Origin of the sequence: Pseudomonas sp. RA_105y_Pfl2_P56, assembly GCF_963970845.1 — a bacterium.
GTDB lineage: Bacteria > Pseudomonadota > Gammaproteobacteria > Pseudomonadales > Pseudomonadaceae > Aquipseudomonas > Aquipseudomonas baetica_A.
The window spans coordinates 19,328-34,514 of the sequence record NZ_CAXAPL010000034.1; the positions used below are offsets into that span (position 1 = coordinate 19,328).

At 59.8% G+C, this 15,187-nt stretch carries 10 protein-coding genes; 2 read left to right on the forward strand and 8 right to left on the reverse strand.

What is annotated here, in order from left to right; genetic code table 11:
• Positions 1–72 precede the first annotated feature (72 nt).
• Both treS and glgB read left to right on the forward strand, forming a co-directional pair.
• Complete coding sequence (gene treS, locus AACY11_RS20985) at positions 73–3,420, forward strand: maltose alpha-D-glucosyltransferase (protein WP_339495639.1); 3,348 nt, start codon at positions 73–75, stop codon at positions 3,418–3,420.
• Positions 3,417–5,648 carry a 1,4-alpha-glucan branching protein GlgB gene (glgB, locus tag AACY11_RS20990; protein WP_339495640.1) on the forward strand — a complete coding sequence of 744 codons (2,232 nt, stop codon included), beginning with the start codon at positions 3,417–3,419 and terminating at the stop codon, positions 5,646–5,648. The genes treS and glgB overlap by 4 nt, the downstream gene beginning before the upstream one ends.
• Positions 5,649–5,765: 117 nt before the next feature.
• Here glgB and AACY11_RS20995 read toward each other — a convergent pair whose 3' ends face one another.
• The 8 genes from AACY11_RS20995 to AACY11_RS21030 all read right to left on the reverse strand — a co-directional run bounded on the left by AACY11_RS20995 (position 5,766) and on the right by AACY11_RS21030 (position 15,186).
• On the reverse strand, positions 5,766–6,836 hold the full coding sequence (locus AACY11_RS20995; protein WP_339495641.1) for an autotransporter outer membrane beta-barrel domain-containing protein: 1,071 nt from the start codon (positions 6,834–6,836) through the stop codon (positions 5,766–5,768).
• A 493-nt stretch (positions 6,837–7,329) separates the two neighbouring features.
• Positions 7,330–8,145 carry an endonuclease/exonuclease/phosphatase family protein gene (locus AACY11_RS21000; protein ID WP_339495642.1) on the reverse strand — a complete coding sequence of 272 codons (816 nt, stop codon included), beginning with the start codon at positions 8,143–8,145 and terminating at the stop codon, positions 7,330–7,332.
• Between the two features lie 156 nt (positions 8,146–8,301).
• A complete protein-coding gene (locus AACY11_RS21005; protein ID WP_339495643.1) occupies positions 8,302–10,959 on the reverse strand; it encodes an Ig-like domain-containing protein in 2,658 nt (885 codons plus the stop codon).
• A 278-nt stretch (positions 10,960–11,237) separates the two neighbouring features.
• A complete protein-coding gene (locus AACY11_RS21010) occupies positions 11,238–11,996 on the reverse strand; it encodes a PIG-L deacetylase family protein (protein ID WP_339465796.1) in 759 nt (252 codons plus the stop codon).
• Positions 11,997–12,183: 187 nt separating this feature from the next.
• Positions 12,184–12,840, reverse strand: coding sequence for a glycosyltransferase (locus AACY11_RS21015; protein WP_339495644.1), 657 nt, complete (start codon positions 12,838–12,840; stop codon positions 12,184–12,186).
• A complete protein-coding gene (locus AACY11_RS21020; RefSeq protein ID WP_339495645.1) occupies positions 12,837–13,436 on the reverse strand; it encodes an SAM-dependent methyltransferase in 600 nt (199 codons plus the stop codon). Before AACY11_RS21020 ends, AACY11_RS21015 begins: the two co-directional genes overlap by 4 nt.
• The gene (locus AACY11_RS21025) at positions 13,433–14,191 is read right to left on the reverse strand and encodes a PIG-L deacetylase family protein (RefSeq protein WP_339465793.1); all 759 of its coding nucleotides are present in this window, start codon (positions 14,189–14,191) and stop codon (positions 13,433–13,435) included. The genes AACY11_RS21020 and AACY11_RS21025 overlap by 4 nt, the downstream gene beginning before the upstream one ends.
• Entirely contained in the window at positions 14,188–15,186 is a 999-nt protein-coding gene (locus AACY11_RS21030) for an acyl-CoA dehydrogenase (RefSeq protein WP_339465791.1), read from the reverse strand. The genes AACY11_RS21025 and AACY11_RS21030 overlap by 4 nt, the downstream gene beginning before the upstream one ends.
• Position 15,187 lies beyond the last annotated feature (1 nt).

Here is a 15,187-nt window from a genome sequence, read left to right on the forward strand (position 1 = left end):
CTTTGCCGGCTTCCACAGTGACCAGTTTCTACAGGGAATAATTTGTTTTCCTGAATCGAACAGGAGTTTCACATGGCGAAGAAACCCAAGGCTGCCACCTTTATCAAAGACCCGCTCTGGTACAAGGACGCGGTGATTTATCAAGTTCACGTCAAATCGTTTTTCGACTCCAACAACGACGGTATCGGCGACTTTCCCGGCCTGATCGCCAAACTCGATTACATCGCCGAACTCGGCGTCAACACCATATGGCTGTTGCCGTTCTATCCATCGCCGCGTCGCGATGACGGCTACGACATCGCCGAATACCGTGGCGTGCACAGCGATTACGGGACCATGGCCGACGCCAAGCGCTTTATCGCCGAGGCGCACAAGCGTGGCTTGCGGGTGATCACCGAACTGGTCATCAACCACACCTCCGACCAGCATCCGTGGTTTCAACGGGCGCGCAAAGCCAAACCGGGCTCGGCCGCACGGGACTTTTACGTATGGTCGGATGACGACCAGAAATACGACGGCACGCGGATCATCTTTCTCGACACCGAAAAGTCCAACTGGACCTGGGACCCGGTCGCCGGCCAATACTTCTGGCACCGTTTTTATTCCCATCAGCCGGATCTGAACTTCGATAATCCGCAAGTGATGAAAGCCGTGCTGTCAGTGATGCGCTACTGGCTGGACATGGGCATCGACGGCCTGCGCCTCGACGCGATTCCGTACCTGATCGAGCGTGATGGCACCAATAACGAAAACCTGCCGGAAACCCACGACGTCCTCAAGCAGATCCGCGCCGAGATCGACGCCAATTACCCCGACCGCATGCTGCTGGCCGAAGCCAACCAATGGCCGGAAGACACCCAGTTGTATTTTGGCGATACCGACGCGCACGGCTTGAATGGCGACGAATGCCACATGGCCTTTCACTTCCCGCTGATGCCGCGCATGTACATGGCGCTGGCTCAGGAAGATCGCTTCCCGATCACCGATATTTTGCGCCAGACCCCGGAAATCCCCGCCAACTGCCAATGGGCGATTTTCCTGCGCAACCACGATGAGCTGACGCTGGAGATGGTCACCGACAAGGAGCGCGATTACCTGTGGAACTACTACGCCGCTGATCGCCGGGCGCGGATCAACCTCGGCATTCGTCGGCGGCTGGCGCCGTTGATGGAGCGTGACCGTCGCCGCGTCGAGTTGCTCAACAGTCTGCTGCTGTCGATGCCGGGCACGCCGACCCTGTATTACGGCGATGAAATCGGCATGGGCGACAACATCTATCTTGGCGACCGCGACGGTGTGCGCACGCCCATGCAGTGGTCCATCGACCGCAACGGCGGATTCTCCCGCGCCGACCCGGCCAGCCTGGTGTTGCCGCCGATCATGGACCCGCAATACGGCTATCTGTCGGTCAACGTCGAAACTCAGGCCGGCGACCCGCATTCGTTGCTCAACTGGACGCGGCGCATGCTCGCCGTGCGCAAGCAATCCAAAGCGTTTGGCCGTGGCACGTTGAAAATGCTCTCGCCGAGCAACCGACGGATTCTGGCTTATACCCGCGAATTCACCGACGCCGATGGCAAACACGAAATCATTCTCTGCGTGGCCAACGTGTCGCGCAGCGCCCAGGCGGCGGAACTCGACTTGTCGGCCTACGTCGGCATGGTCCCGGTGGAGATGCTCGGCGGTAACGCCTTCCCACCCATCGGTCAGTTGAATTTCCTCCTGACCCTGGCACCGTACGGTTTTTACTGGTTCGCCCTCGCGGCGGAAAACCAGATGCCGAGCTGGCATGTGGAACCGGCGCAGAGCCTGCCGGATTTCACCACCCTGGTGTTGAAAAAACGCATGGAGGAACTGCTCGAGGCGCCAGCCCGCGCGACCCTGGAGCAGGGCATTCTGCCGAGCTGGCTGCAAAACCGCCGTTGGTTCGCCGGCAAGGATGCTGCCACCGACAAGGTGCATCTGGCCTACGGCGTGCGGTTCGGCGACGCCGAGCATCCGGTGCTGCTCAGCGAGATCGAAGTCACCAGCGGCGGCCAGACCCACCGTTATCAACTGCCGTTTGGCTTTATCTCAGAGGATCAGGTCGGCGCGGCGCTGCCTCAGCAACTGGCATTGGCCCGCGTGCGTCGGGTGCGTCAGGTCGGTTTGATTACAGACGCATTCAGTCTCGAAGCGTTTATCCGCGCGGTATTGCAGGGTATGCAGAACAACACGGTGCTCGAATCGGCGGACGGTCAAATCCGTTTCGCGCCAACGCCGCTGTTGGAGAAACTGGGGTTGGGCAGTGAGTCCGAGGTGCGTTATCTGTCGGCCGAGCAATCAAACAGTTCGGTGGTCGTTGGCAACAGCGTAGTCCTTAAGCTGATCCGCAAAGTCGCTTCTGGCGTACACCCGGAACTGGAGATGAGCGCTTACCTGACCGCTGCCGGATTTGCCAATATCTCCCCGCTGCTGGGCTCGGTGATCCGCCATGATGCGCAGGGCGAAGACAATCTGTTGATGATCGCCCAAGGCTATCTGAGCAATCAGGGCGATGCGTGGGAATGGACGCAAAACAACCTCGAACGAGCATTGCGCGATGAGCTGGCCGATGCCATGTCCGAGCAGGAACAGCATTACAACGCCTTGGGGGAGTTGAAGGATTTTGCCGGGATGCTCGGTCAGCGCCTGGGCGAAATGCATCAGGTGCTGGCGGCGCCGACCGACAATCCCGACTTTGCACCGCAAATCAGTACGGCCAAGGACATGCAGGCCACCGGCAAGGACGTCGCCGCTCAGGTCGAACAGGCGCTGAAACTGCTCAAACAGCATCAGGGCGAACTCAGCGCGGCGGATCAGAAGCGGGTTAAACGACTGATCGACGAGAAAAAAACCATCCTTGCCCATGTGCAGGATCTGGCGAAAAAAGCTGTCGGCGGTTTGCGGATCCGTGTCCACGGTGACCTGCATTTGGGTCAGGTGCTGGTGATCAAGGGCGATGCCTTTCTGATCGACTTCGAGGGCGAACCTGCACGGCCATTGAGCGAACGTCGCGGCAAACACAGCCCGTACAAGGATGTCAGCGGTGTGCTGCGTTCTTTCGATTACGCGGCAGCCATGACCATCAACGTGCACAACGTCGACCACAGCGCCGAATCCGAAGCCTCACGTCATCGTGTGGCGGATCGCTATTTGCAGGAGGCGCGAGAGGCATTTGTTCAGGCATATCGCCGGGCGGCAGCTAGTCTTGATCATGCTTGGCAAGATCCTGAAGGCGCCGACGCCGCACTGGCGTTGTTCGGCCTGGAGAAGGCGGCCTATGAAGTGGCCTATGAAGCCGAAAATCGCCCCGCGTGGCTGCCCGTGCCGTTGCACGGTTTGTATGGGTTATTGACGGGGCTTAAACCCTTTTCCGATCTTGGTGGAGAGCAGTCATGAGTTTCTCGAACAAGGAACAGGGTCAAGTCAAAGACGCATTGCTGCCCACGGCGAAGGACATCGACGCCCTGGTCCGTGCTGAGCATCACGATCCGTTTTCCATTCTTGGCCCGCACGGCGATGGCGCCGGCGGACAATTCATTCGCGCTTTTCTGCCCGGTGCGTTGAATGTTTCGGTGCTGGACAAAGAGACCGGGCAAGAGCGCGGCGCGCTTGAGCAGACTGAAACGCCGGGGCTGTTTGTCGGCCACTTCGATCAGGCGCGGTCGTATCAATTGCGTACCCGTTGGGCCGGTGGCGAGCAGGTGGCGGAAGACCCCTACAGCTTCGGTCAGTTGCTGGGCGAAATGGATTTGTATCTGTTTGCCGAAGGCAATCACCGCGACCTCAGTTCGTGCCTCGGCGCGCAACTGACCACCGTGGATGGCGTCGACGGCGTGCGGTTTGCCGTGTGGGCGCCGAATGCCCGACGGGTCTCGGTTGTCGGTGACTTCAACGTCTGGGACGGGCGCCGGCACCCGATGCGCCTGCGTCATCCGTCCGGGGTATGGGAGTTATTCATCCCGCGCCTACAAGCGGGGGAGTTGTACAAATACGAAATTCTTGGCACTCACGGGATTCTGCCGCTCAAGGCTGACCCGATGGCGCTCGCCACCAGCCTGCCGCCGGATACCGCGTCGAAAGTCGCCGCGCCGCTGCACGTCGACTGGCAGGATCAGGACTGGATGAGCAGCCGTCGCGAGCGGCAGCAACATTCGGCGCCGCTGTCTATTTATGAACTGCACGCCGGTTCCTGGCAGTGTGAACTGGACGATCTGGGTGAAGTAGCGCGCCAGTACACCTGGCCGGAATTGGCAGAGCGATTGATTCCGTATGTGAAGGAACTGGGTTTCACCCACATTGAGTTGATGCCGATCATGGAGCACCCGTTCGGTGGTTCCTGGGGGTATCAGTTGTTGTCGCAATTTGCGCCGAGCGCCCGTTACGGCACGCCGGAGCAATTCGCCGAGTTCATCAACGCCTGCCACCAAGCCGATATCGGCGTGATTCTCGATTGGGTACCGGCGCATTTCCCCACCGATACCCACGGCCTGGCGCAATTTGACGGCACCGCGCTGTACGAGTACGGCAATCCGCTGGAGGGTTTCCATCAGGATTGGGACACGTTGATCTACAACCTCGGGCGCACCGAAGTACACGGTTACATGCTGGCGTCGGCGCTGCATTGGTTGAAGCATTTCCACATCGATGGCCTGCGAGTCGATGCGGTGGCTTCGATGCTCTATCGCGACTATTCGCGCAAGGCCGGCGAATGGGTGCCGAACCGGCATGGCGGGCGGGAAAACCTTGAAGCCATCGATTTTCTGCGGCACTTGAACGACGTGGTCGACCTGGAGGCCCCGGGTGCACTGGTAATCGCCGAGGAATCCACGGCGTGGCCGGGCGTCAGTCAGAGCACGCAGCAGGGCGGTCTGGGCTTTGCCTACAAATGGAACATGGGCTGGATGCACGATTCGCTGCATTACATTCAGCAGGACCCGGTGTACCGCGCCCATCACCACAATGAGTTGAGTTTCGGCCTGGTCTACGCCTGGTCCGAGCGTTTCATTCTGCCGATCTCCCACGATGAAGTGGTCCACGGCAAACACTCGTTGATCGACAAGATGCCCGGCGATCGCTGGCAGAAATTCGCCAACCTGCGGGCTTATCTGAGTTTCATGTGGACCCATCCTGGCAAGAAGTTGCTGTTCATGGGCTGCGAGTTCGGCCAGTGGCGCGAGTGGAATCACGACCAACAGCTTGATTGGTATCTGTTGCAGTATTCCGAGCACAAAGGCGTGCAGAAACTGGTGGGCGACCTCAACCGTCTCTATCGCGAAGAGCCGGCATTGCACGATCAGGATGACGCGCCGCAGGGTTTCCAGTGGTTGATTGGCGACGATGCGATCAACAGCGTTTATGCCTGGCTGCGTTGGAGCAAGGACGGTAAGCCCGTGCTGGTGGTGGCCAACTTCACCCCCGTGCCGCGTCATTCCTATCGTGTGGGTGTGCCGTTCGCCGGGCGTTGGAGCGAGTTGCTCAACAGCGACGCTGATACCTATGCCGGTTCCAACTATGGCAACGGTGGCGGGGCGTTTACCGAAGAAGTACCGAGCCATGGCCAGGCGTTGTCGCTGGAGCTGAATTTGCCGCCGCTGGCGGTGTTGATCCTCAAGCCTGAGGGTTGATCCCACACCGAGTCGCTGCCTTCGCGAGCAAGCCCGCTCCCACAGAGGAATGCATTCCAGATGTGGGAGCGGGCTTGCTCGCGAAGGTGTCAGCTCAGACGCCGGGAAACCGAAGCCTCACCAAAGCATCCGTACGCCGAGGCTGCCAATCAAGCCATTCAAATCATTGTCATCGACATCACTGCTGTAATCGGCACTCACATACAGGCTCACCGCCGGCGTCACCCGAGCCACCAGCCCCAGTCCCAACTCGACGGTCGATGATTTGCGGCTGCTGCTGATCTTGTCGACCTTATCCAGAGTCACCGTGCTGCCGGTATAGACCGTGTGCCAGAGATTGGTGCGCAGGTACGGCTCGACCGGCAGACCACTCAAGTGATAGCTACCTTTCAAGCGTGCTCCGACGCGGCCGCTCCAGGCTGAGAGGTCTTTGGACGTTGCGTGGCCTGAGCCAGCGTTGGGGGTGTCGAGGGTGATGCGCTGGTTGACCAATTGCGCCTGGGGTTCGATCACCCAGTTTTCATTCAAACCAATCGGGAAACCGCCTTCGACCGAGAACGTCATGGCGCTGCCTTCTGTGGCCTGCCGAGCACCTCGTTGATCGCGGCTGAATCCGCTGACTCGTCCACCGCTGGCCGACAAGTCGACGTGCCATCCCCGTGCACCGATCAGGCTGTAATAGGCCCCCAGGCGTTGGCCTTGCAGGTTGAGGGTGTCGGTGGTCGGGTCGGCCAGGGCGCGGCTGATGATTTGCCCATTGCCATTGGCTTGAATCTGGTTCGGACCGCCCATCAGGCCGATTTTCTGCGTAGGGCCGCCGCCGCTTTGCAGAGTCAGTACGGCGGGGCCCTTCCAGTCAGAGCCGCCGGGCATCGCGAAACCCGAAGACACCACATCGGTTTGCGCCTTTCGGGCACTTTGTCCGTAGAGCAGGTCCCAGGCGCCTGGCGCGAGTTCTTCGGTGATCAGCCTCGCAATTTGCCGATCAGATAGGGGATTGAACCGTTGCCGGTCCGGGGTGATGACCGTCGCAGGCAATGTGATGACGGGGACGTTCTCTCGATACCACGGTGTCGCTTCATCCGCCGCAGGGGCTGCCTGCGCCTCCATGGATGAGCACAGCAAGAGAAAACTCGAGACTGTGCAGAAAGTAATTTTGATCTCGCGTGGGGTGATTGAAGTTCTCATGGAGGCCTACCTTGCAAGCGCATGCGGCATCTCGATGTGGCGTCTCTCCTACCCCGAACGAGGGGCGACCGAATGGAGCGGGCAGATCCATGGCCGCTCGATTTCGCGAGTGTCCGATGGTTCGGCCCGGAGGGTTATTCCGGGGGTAGTAAGGTTGAGATAAGAAGAACCACAGGCATGCGTCAAGAAATTGATCGATGAGTGGTCGGTGTTATTTAGGTTTTGTAACTGTTTGTTTATTTGAATATAACCAAGTGGTTGTTTGTGTGGGTCGCGGCAGTGAAAACCCCGATGCAGAGGGAATGTATTGTTGACGGACGGTTTTTCGGTTGATCCAGGTTCCGACATTGCCGAACGCACCGCATAAGCCGTTGCTGTCAATATTTCGAATATTAGCCGGATACCAAGGGCGTGAGTTACGACAATCGCCCGGAGCGAAACGTCCAGGTGAGTCATCACGCAGAGCCGAAAAGCAGGCTTGTCCGTTCGGCAGCTACAGATGCACTTCAACGGCCAGCGGCAAGTGATCCGACAGGTGCGTCCACGGCTTGTTGCCGAGGATCTGCGGGTCATGGCTGCTGGCGTTGCGCAGGTAGATCCGGTCCAGTCGCAGCAATGGAAAACGCGCCGGATAGGTTTTGGCAGGGCGGCCATGATGGCGCTCGAAGGCTTCGTGCAAATAGTCGCGCCGGGCGAGGGCGACGTTGCCGTGAAGCTGCCAGTCGTTGAAGTCTCCGGCGATGATCACCGGCGCGTCATCAGGCAAGGATTCAAGCAACTGGCAGAGCAGTTGCAACTGCAATTGGCGATGGCTTTCCAGGAGACTCAAATGCACGCAGACCGCATGGACTTCGGCATGCCCCGGCACATCCAGCACGCAGTGCAACAAGCCACGGCGCTCGGGGCCGGTGATCGACACGTCGAGGTTGCGGTACTCGCGGATCGGGTATTTGGACAGCAGCGCATTGCCGTGATGGCCATCGGGATAAACCGCGTTGCGCCCATAGGCGAAATCGCTCCACATGCTGTCGGCGAGAAATTCGTATTGCGAGGTTTGCGGCCATTCGTTGTAGCGGTTCGAATGCCGTTCGTGTTCACCCACCACTTCCTGCAAAAACACCAGATCGGCCGAAGTACTGCGTACGGCTTCACGCAACTCCGGAAGAATGAAACGTCGGTTGAGTGCGGTGAAACCCTTGTGGGTATTGACCGTCAGCACGCGCAGGCGATGGATGACTGAATCGTCGACGACGTGACGATTGGGGGCGCTGGACACGGTGACTCCTGTGAATCCTGAGTGCGTATTCATGCGACTGGTGGGTGGGGGTGGCGGTTCCTTCTGAATAATCTTCGATTCACGCCCGCTCCCACAAGGTGGGCGGTGTTACATGGCTCCGATAAAAACATCGCACTGCACGAAACCATGGGATTGAGGATTGCGTCGTTTGATTGGGTAGTTTCGTCATCATTTCGCGTTCTCTGGCACCAATGCATAGACGCGTATTCGATCCAGAGGAGCCCAATTAGGCAGACCGAGATCATACTTGAATGCAAGACTCACATCGTCCTTAAACCCGAAGCCCAGTCCTGCTACAGGGAAGTTGCCATAGAAGTCGTGCGTCGCCACCATACGGTACTTGTCCCGTCCATTGGAGGGGTTGAGCGGAACGAGCTGTTGATAGTTGGTAAAGTTCGCAATGAATGCTGGTAAAGCAGCATTAGTCCCAATGACAGGGTTCGGATAGTTGATCGCGCCTACAGAGTTTAGCCAAGCCTTTGCTTCGTTAGCGCTTAGGTATGCATCGTTTTTGACCACTCGATAGATATTTGAGACATGTACCGGGTAAGCGATTGAACCGCCTCCTGCAGCATTGCTCACGATGATTCGAGTCTCACCATTTTTAATTCCTTTGACTAACCCCTTGTTATCAACGGTTGCAACCTCCGGATTCTCTGAGGTGTAGGTGTGAGGACCAATTCCCCCGACTGGATAGCGACTGTCCGAGTTGCCGGTTACGTCTCGTGAAGTCCAACCAAATGATTGCACAAGCTTGACACCATTCAAAACCATCGGTGAGGGGTCGATTGAAAGCGGTTCGACAACGATCAGCATCCGGGTTGCCGACGTCGCACCATCGCCATACAACGCCTTGGCGGTAAAACTGTGCGCCGCTACGCTCAGGCCTGTAACGGTTAATGTCCAGATCCCTGTTGCTTGATCCGTGTCGGGTTGACCTTTGGACGTGATCCCATCGAGGATATCGACTTTTTGGCCCTTGGCGGCACTGCCGGTCAGAGTCACGGCTGTTTCCGCGGTGGTGCCGCCGGGTGGGATTTCCACGCCGCTCGGCGAGCCTTTGACCGAGGTGATCGTCGGTGCGGTGGCGGCTATAACGGTCAGTAACCGAACATTCGAATACACCGGGCTTACGGCATACAGTGCCTTTGCATACAACCGGCGACTACCCTCTGGTACGGCGATGGTTTTCTCCCATTCGCCTGTTGTTTCATGGGCGGGCGCAGTCCCTTTGGACACGGCAGACGCACCGTTGCCATCAAAAATCTCGACGGTCTGGCCTTTGCTGGCCTTGCCTTTGAGTTTCAGCGTGGTGCTGATGGTGGACGTGCCCTCCGGCACTTCTTTATTGCTCGCATCCAGCACATTCACCAGCGTCGGCACCACTAGCTCTATCGACTTGATGCTGTAAGTTCGATCCGGAAACACCGTGGCCGTTGCCGGGTTGTCGCTCTTGTCCATCGACACCTTGTACTTGATTTTCAGCGTGGTGCCGTGCCCGAGTTCTTTGAGGTAACTGTTGGCCAGTGCTGCGGGCCAGAAGCCCTGGCTGACCCACGTCGCATTGACATTGGCGTCTCCGCCGTTCCAGATTGTCAGGTTGTGAGGGCTGGCGTCGGCCTTCTGACCTTCCAGGCTCATCCAGACCTGTTGGCCCGCCTCGATCAGTGTGTGGAGCAACCCGTGAAGGGTCGCGTTTTTGCTGCCCAACGCGTTCACGTCCAGGACGTTGTTGGCATCGGCCTCGACGATCTTCGGCGGGATCAGCGCCGTCGCCGGTAGCGTCAGGATGTTCAGAGACAGCGGCAGGGAATTACTGGAGGCGCCATTATGTTCGATGACATAGATGACGGTCACCGGTTTGCCAAGGCTGTAAGCCAGGACTGATCGCGGCACCGCGATTTCCAGACCGGCGCTGACAAGCCGTTGAGGGCTGGTGTAGGTGCCCGCAGCCGGTGTCTCGGCTGCGCCTTGCCAGATTACGTTCAGCTTATCGTCAGGCAGCAGCGAACCCTGCGGCACCAGCACCCGGACTTCCGGTTGGGTCGGGCTGAAGTTGTTGCCGGTCTGGCCCTTGACGGTTGGGGCGGGCAACGTGAGGCGATTCAAATGCACGTCCACCGTCACTACATCCGACCAGGTCGGAGGGCCGGACGGATTGGTCAGATAGTCGACCACGCGGAATTTGAATTCGAAGTCGGAATCGTCGCCGCCTTGTTCCAGCTTCTCTTTAGGGATCGGGATCACCACGCTTTGCGGAACCGGCGGTAGGGGAGACGTGCTGTCTGGTGTCAATGTGTGGGTGACACGCGCGCCATTACAATAAATAGAAATCGTGTCGTACCAATTCATGTTCTTGTAGTTGACCGTGACCGAAACCTTGTTCGCTTGCTCGGGGCCGATGCTGGAGTGGCTGACGCTGAGGTTCAGGACCGGGGGCGTGTCGCCGGGTGGCGAGGTGCGGTGAAGCAGGATGAGTTCATCGGTGAAATCGCAGTTGCCGGAAGTACGTTTGACGCTGAACTTGATTTTGTTCAGGCCTTTTTGAAACCATTCCGGCGGAATGTAAAGTGGCGTGTTGTCACGCTCCTTGCCTTTGGCAATGGTGGTGTCATCCGCCTTTTCATCGTTCAACCAAAGCGTGATTTTGTCGTTTTCTGATTGGTTGTCATACGCCAGCATGAGTATCTGAAATCCCTCTTCCTCACTCGCGTCGTCGAAGGCAACGCCACCGTGGACTCCCTCACTGGCAGGGACGAGGGGGATCATCTTGGGTGCTTTCGGAAGGGGCAGTGCAAAGGGGTCAATCGTGCGGGTGCTGGTCATCGCCAACTCCAGGCTGAATAGGAAAATGCCATGGCGACAGGTGACGCTAATCAGCAATGTTTGTCACCTGTCAGATCTGACAGGTGCGCGCGGTTTCCGGACGAATGGTTACGCGGTCGGGAAGGGGAAAATCTTCCCTCAGACACACGGGTTAGCCCCTAGGGGAGCGGGCTTGCCAGCGATGAGGGTACGCAACTCAGCATCTGATTGGCTGACCCACCGCGATCGCTGGCAAGCCCGCCCACGAAAGATGTTGGCGAAGGTGCTACCTGTGGCCTTCAGACGAAAACGATTTCATAGGGCAAACGCATCCGTTCCAGAATCACCGGCGGCAGCATCGGCGCGATGCCAATCGCCGGTTCGCCCTTGAGCTGGCTGGCGTAGGCGTGGGTGGCGTGGCTTTTGCGCGCCACGGTCCAGGTGTCGAGGCGCAGTTTGCGTGCGCGATCCCAGGGGATCAGTTTTTGATCGCGCTCAGGCCAGTGCCACGCCCAGACCGGCACATCGTGGAAGGTCGCCCCGGCCAGTTCGGCGGCTTCGGCGGCAGCACGTCCGACCGCCTCATGATCGTCGTTGCCATCGCCGCGCCAGGTGCTGAATACCACGTCGCCGGGGCGCAGGTAACGGCCGATGAACCCGGCCAATTGGCTGTGCTGATCGCTCAGTGCGTTGTCGGTGAAACCGCCGCGTACCCATTTCAGGCTGTGCATGGGTAAGCCGAGGCGGCGCAGGGCTTCGACGCTTTCCTGCGGGCGGAACACGCTCAGGCGTTTTTCCGACCATTGTCGTGAACCGGGATGGCTGGCGCTGCCGTCGGTGATCGAGAGCAGTTGCAGCGGATGACCGAGGCTTGAGAGTAATTGCAGCAGGCCACCGCACGTCACCACCTCATCGCCGGGATGAGGGGCGATCACCACGGCGCGGGCACCGGGTGGCACCAGGCTGCGGGTGTTGATGACGGGAATGTTGTGCAGTTGCGGGGCGCTGTTCCAGATTTGCGCCGACGGGCTGTTTTCGATGAGCGATAACGGTTTCATGGGTGCGACGTCCTTGTGTTGTTTCGCCCTCAATCGTGCCCACAGCCATAAACCTGTGACGCGGCCGACCCGTGAAGGCTGGTTGATTGCCATACGACGCTCCGAACCCTGGATTGCCGCGCAGCACAGTATTGCTCATGAAGTGACGTTCGTCGCGCCACAGATCAATCTGATACGGTTTTTTTTATTACATCTGTGCCAGGTTTCGCAAGTAGTCGCCAAATCCACCCCGGGCCCGGCTGTCGAAACGAGCGCTGGTGTGGACTTGCGGACGATGGCTCCAGGCGATGTTCGCACCGGTCAGTTCCAGATCCCGCACCAGGTGCACATCTTCGTCGCACGCCAGCGGTTTAAAGCCTCCGGCCCACCGATAGGCATCGGCGCTGACGCCCAGATTGGCGCCATGAATATGCCGATGGCCCTCACTGGCCCGATAGTGCCGGTGATAGCGAATTTGCGCCGCTTCATCGAATGATTCATGCCAGTGCTCGACGGTGACCGTGCCACACACCGCATCCGCGCCCAGCCCGATTTGCGCCACCAGCCAGTCGTCGGCGACGCGACTGTCGGCGTCGGAGCAGGAGATCCAGCGTGCCCCGCGCTCCAGCAGCACCTGAGCGCCGACGGCGCGGGCCTGACCGACATTGCGTGCGTCGATATTCAGGCTCAGCACCGGATAACCGCTGACAATCTGCGCCGAGCGGTCGGTACAACTGTCGAGCACCACCAACACTTCGACCCGCTCACCGGCGAGCAAACCGTGCCGGCTGGCGCGCATGGCCGCGCTCAGGCATTCGTCGAGCAGGTCTTCTTCGTTGTGCGCCGGGATCAAAATGCCAATCATCGCAAACCCTCCAACGCCGCCACCGAGCGCGGCTCGCGGCTCCATACTTCAAGAATGAAATCAGCCTCCTGATGCAGTGCCACGCGTGGCAGATTCAACTGCTCATGGATCAGGTCGTGAACCTGTCGGGCGTTTAGCGGACAGCCGTCGATGGGCGGGCGCCAGTGACAGGCGAGGAGTTGGCCGTCGGCGGTCAGGGAATCACTGATCCGGCGAATCACTTCTGTCAGATCCTTGCCGTCGAGGTAGTAGCCGATTTCGCTAAATACAATCAGGTCGAATTTTTCTTCCGGCCAGTCACCGGGCAGACGGTTTTGACGCACTTGGGCGTGGTCAAAAAGACTTAAACGGGTTCGCGCCAGTGTCACTGCCGCGCTGGCGGTGTCGCAACACAACAGTCGATCACAGCGCGCCGCCAGTTCGGCGCTCAGTTCGCCGTTCGCACAGCCCGGTTCGAAGATCGCCCGATAGTGCGCACGAGGCAGTGCGGCGAGGGTGATCGCCCGTTTGCGCTGTTCGTACCAGCGCTGACGAAATGCCCACGGGTCGTCGTTGCCGGCGAACAAGCCTTCGAAATAACGATCTTCAACGCTCATAGGAATACCACCTCGAAAGGTTGCAGTAAGCGGTCAAGCACATAGGGCGCCAGTACCGGCGCGAGCCCTGCCTCGGGATCACCCTCCAATTGGCTGGCAAAGGCATGGACGGCGTGGCGTTTGCGGGCGATTTGAACCGGTGACAGGAGAATCTTGCGCGCCCGCTGCCAGGGCACCAGCGCGTCTTCGGGCGTTGCCCAGTGCCACGTCCATACGGGCAGTTCGTGGCACGTCGCGCCGACTCTGCGCGCCGCTTCAGCGCTGGCGCGGCCGACGGCTTCGTGGTCGCAATGACCGTCCTCGATCCACGTGGTAAAAATGACGTCATCGGGGCGCAGATGGTGTTCGATAAACGCGCTCAGCTCGGATTCTCGCGCCGCCACCTGCGTGTCGCTGAAACCGCCGCGCAGCCATTTCAAACGATGCATCGGCAGACCGAGGCGCCGCAGCGCTTCAGCGGACTCCTGTGGCCGGATCACGCTCAGGCGCTCCACCGGCCAGCGCGTGGAACCGGGGTGGCTGGCGCTGCCGTCGGTGACCGAGATCAGTTGTAACGAGCGGCCGGCAGCGGCGAGCACTTGCAGCAGGCCGCCGCAGCCCAGCACTTCATCGTCCGGGTGCGGCGCGACAATCACCGCGCGAGCACCCGGAGGCACCAGACTGAGGATATTGATGCTTTGCATGTCCGCCAGATGCTGTGAACTCTGCCATTGCTGCAAGGACGTGCCTTGGCCGACGATGGGATTGGTTTTCATAGCGCCCATGCTCCGTCAGGTTGCGCGGCAATCATTTGGCCGAGGGCGGCGAGGTCCCGTTCGGCGTGGCTTTGGCGCAGGAACACCGGCAAATCGGCGATCAACCGGGCGAAGTGCCGATCCTTGCAATATGGCCCGGCCCCCAAGGCGCGGCCGACTTCGCGGATCACCTGTTCGACAGACTGTTCAACCACGGCCCGGGCACGCCGGGCCAGCAACTGAGTATCGGCTTGCGGATGCGCGTCGATCTGCAGGGCGCTGAAACGCAAGACATCGGCGGCTGCCTGCAAGGCGCTATCGACCGCGCCCAGATGGGCGAGGGCATGCGGCTCCTGCCGTTGCGCACATGGCTGGCGCAGGCGTTCGGCAATCTGCCGCGCGGCGCCGTACCAGCAGGCAGCAATGCCGATCCCGCCTTGCCAGAAACCTGGCCGTTGCAGGTAATCGCCGGGATTGCCGATGGCTTGAGCTTCGGCGCCGTCGAACAGCACCTCGACACTGCCCGTGGCGCCCATGCCCACCGCCTGCCAGCCTTGATCGGTGATGGTCACGCCGGGTTGATCGAGGGCCACGGCAACCAGTTGCTGCTGATCATCAGCGTCCCACGCGGTGAGCAGCGCATGGCTGAGTACCGCGGCGCCGGAACACCAGGCCTTGCGGCCGTTCAGTTCCACCATATGCCCGGCGGGTCGCACCTGCACCCGCGCTTGCGGCGGTTCTGCCGCCCACATGCCCCACGTGCTGCCGGGCGTTGGCGCGCCTGCCAGTTGCTCGATGATCGCTAACGCGTCGGTGTGGCCCTCGTAAAGTTTGCACAAACCCAGATCATGCCCACCAACATCGGCCAGACGCTGAAATCGCTCCAGCGTGCTGCCGCTGCCGGGTAACGGCAATCGGTCCAGCCCGGCCTCGACCATCGCCCGCAGGCACAGGCCGAGCGAGGCTGTGTCTGCGTAGTCCGGCGGACGGCGAGCGAGATAGCTTTGCAAGTCCATG

Coding starts and splice junctions, on each gene's coding strand:
- treS (WP_339495639.1), top strand. CDS start 73: ATGGCGAAGAAACCCAAGGCTGCCACCTTTATCAAAGACCCGCTCTGG.
- AACY11_RS21015 (WP_339495644.1), bottom strand. CDS start 12,840: ATGATTGGCATTTTGATCCCGGCGCACAACGAAGAAGACCTGCTCGAC.
- AACY11_RS21030 (WP_339465791.1), bottom strand. CDS start 15,186: ATGGACTTGCAAAGCTATCTCGCTCGCCGTCCGCCGGACTACGCAGAC.
- AACY11_RS21005 (WP_339495643.1), bottom strand. CDS start 10,959: ATGACCAGCACCCGCACGATTGACCCCTTTGCACTGCCCCTTCCGAAA.
- AACY11_RS20995 (WP_339495641.1), bottom strand. CDS start 6,836: ATGAGAACTTCAATCACCCCACGCGAGATCAAAATTACTTTCTGCACA.
- AACY11_RS21020 (WP_339495645.1), bottom strand. CDS start 13,436: ATGAGCGTTGAAGATCGTTATTTCGAAGGCTTGTTCGCCGGCAACGAC.
- AACY11_RS21000 (WP_339495642.1), bottom strand. CDS start 8,145: ATGAATACGCACTCAGGATTCACAGGAGTCACCGTGTCCAGCGCCCCC.
- AACY11_RS21025 (WP_339465793.1), bottom strand. CDS start 14,191: ATGAAAACCAATCCCATCGTCGGCCAAGGCACGTCCTTGCAGCAATGG.
- glgB (WP_339495640.1), top strand. CDS start 3,417: ATGAGTTTCTCGAACAAGGAACAGGGTCAAGTCAAAGACGCATTGCTG.
- AACY11_RS21010 (WP_339465796.1), bottom strand. CDS start 11,996: ATGAAACCGTTATCGCTCATCGAAAACAGCCCGTCGGCGCAAATCTGG.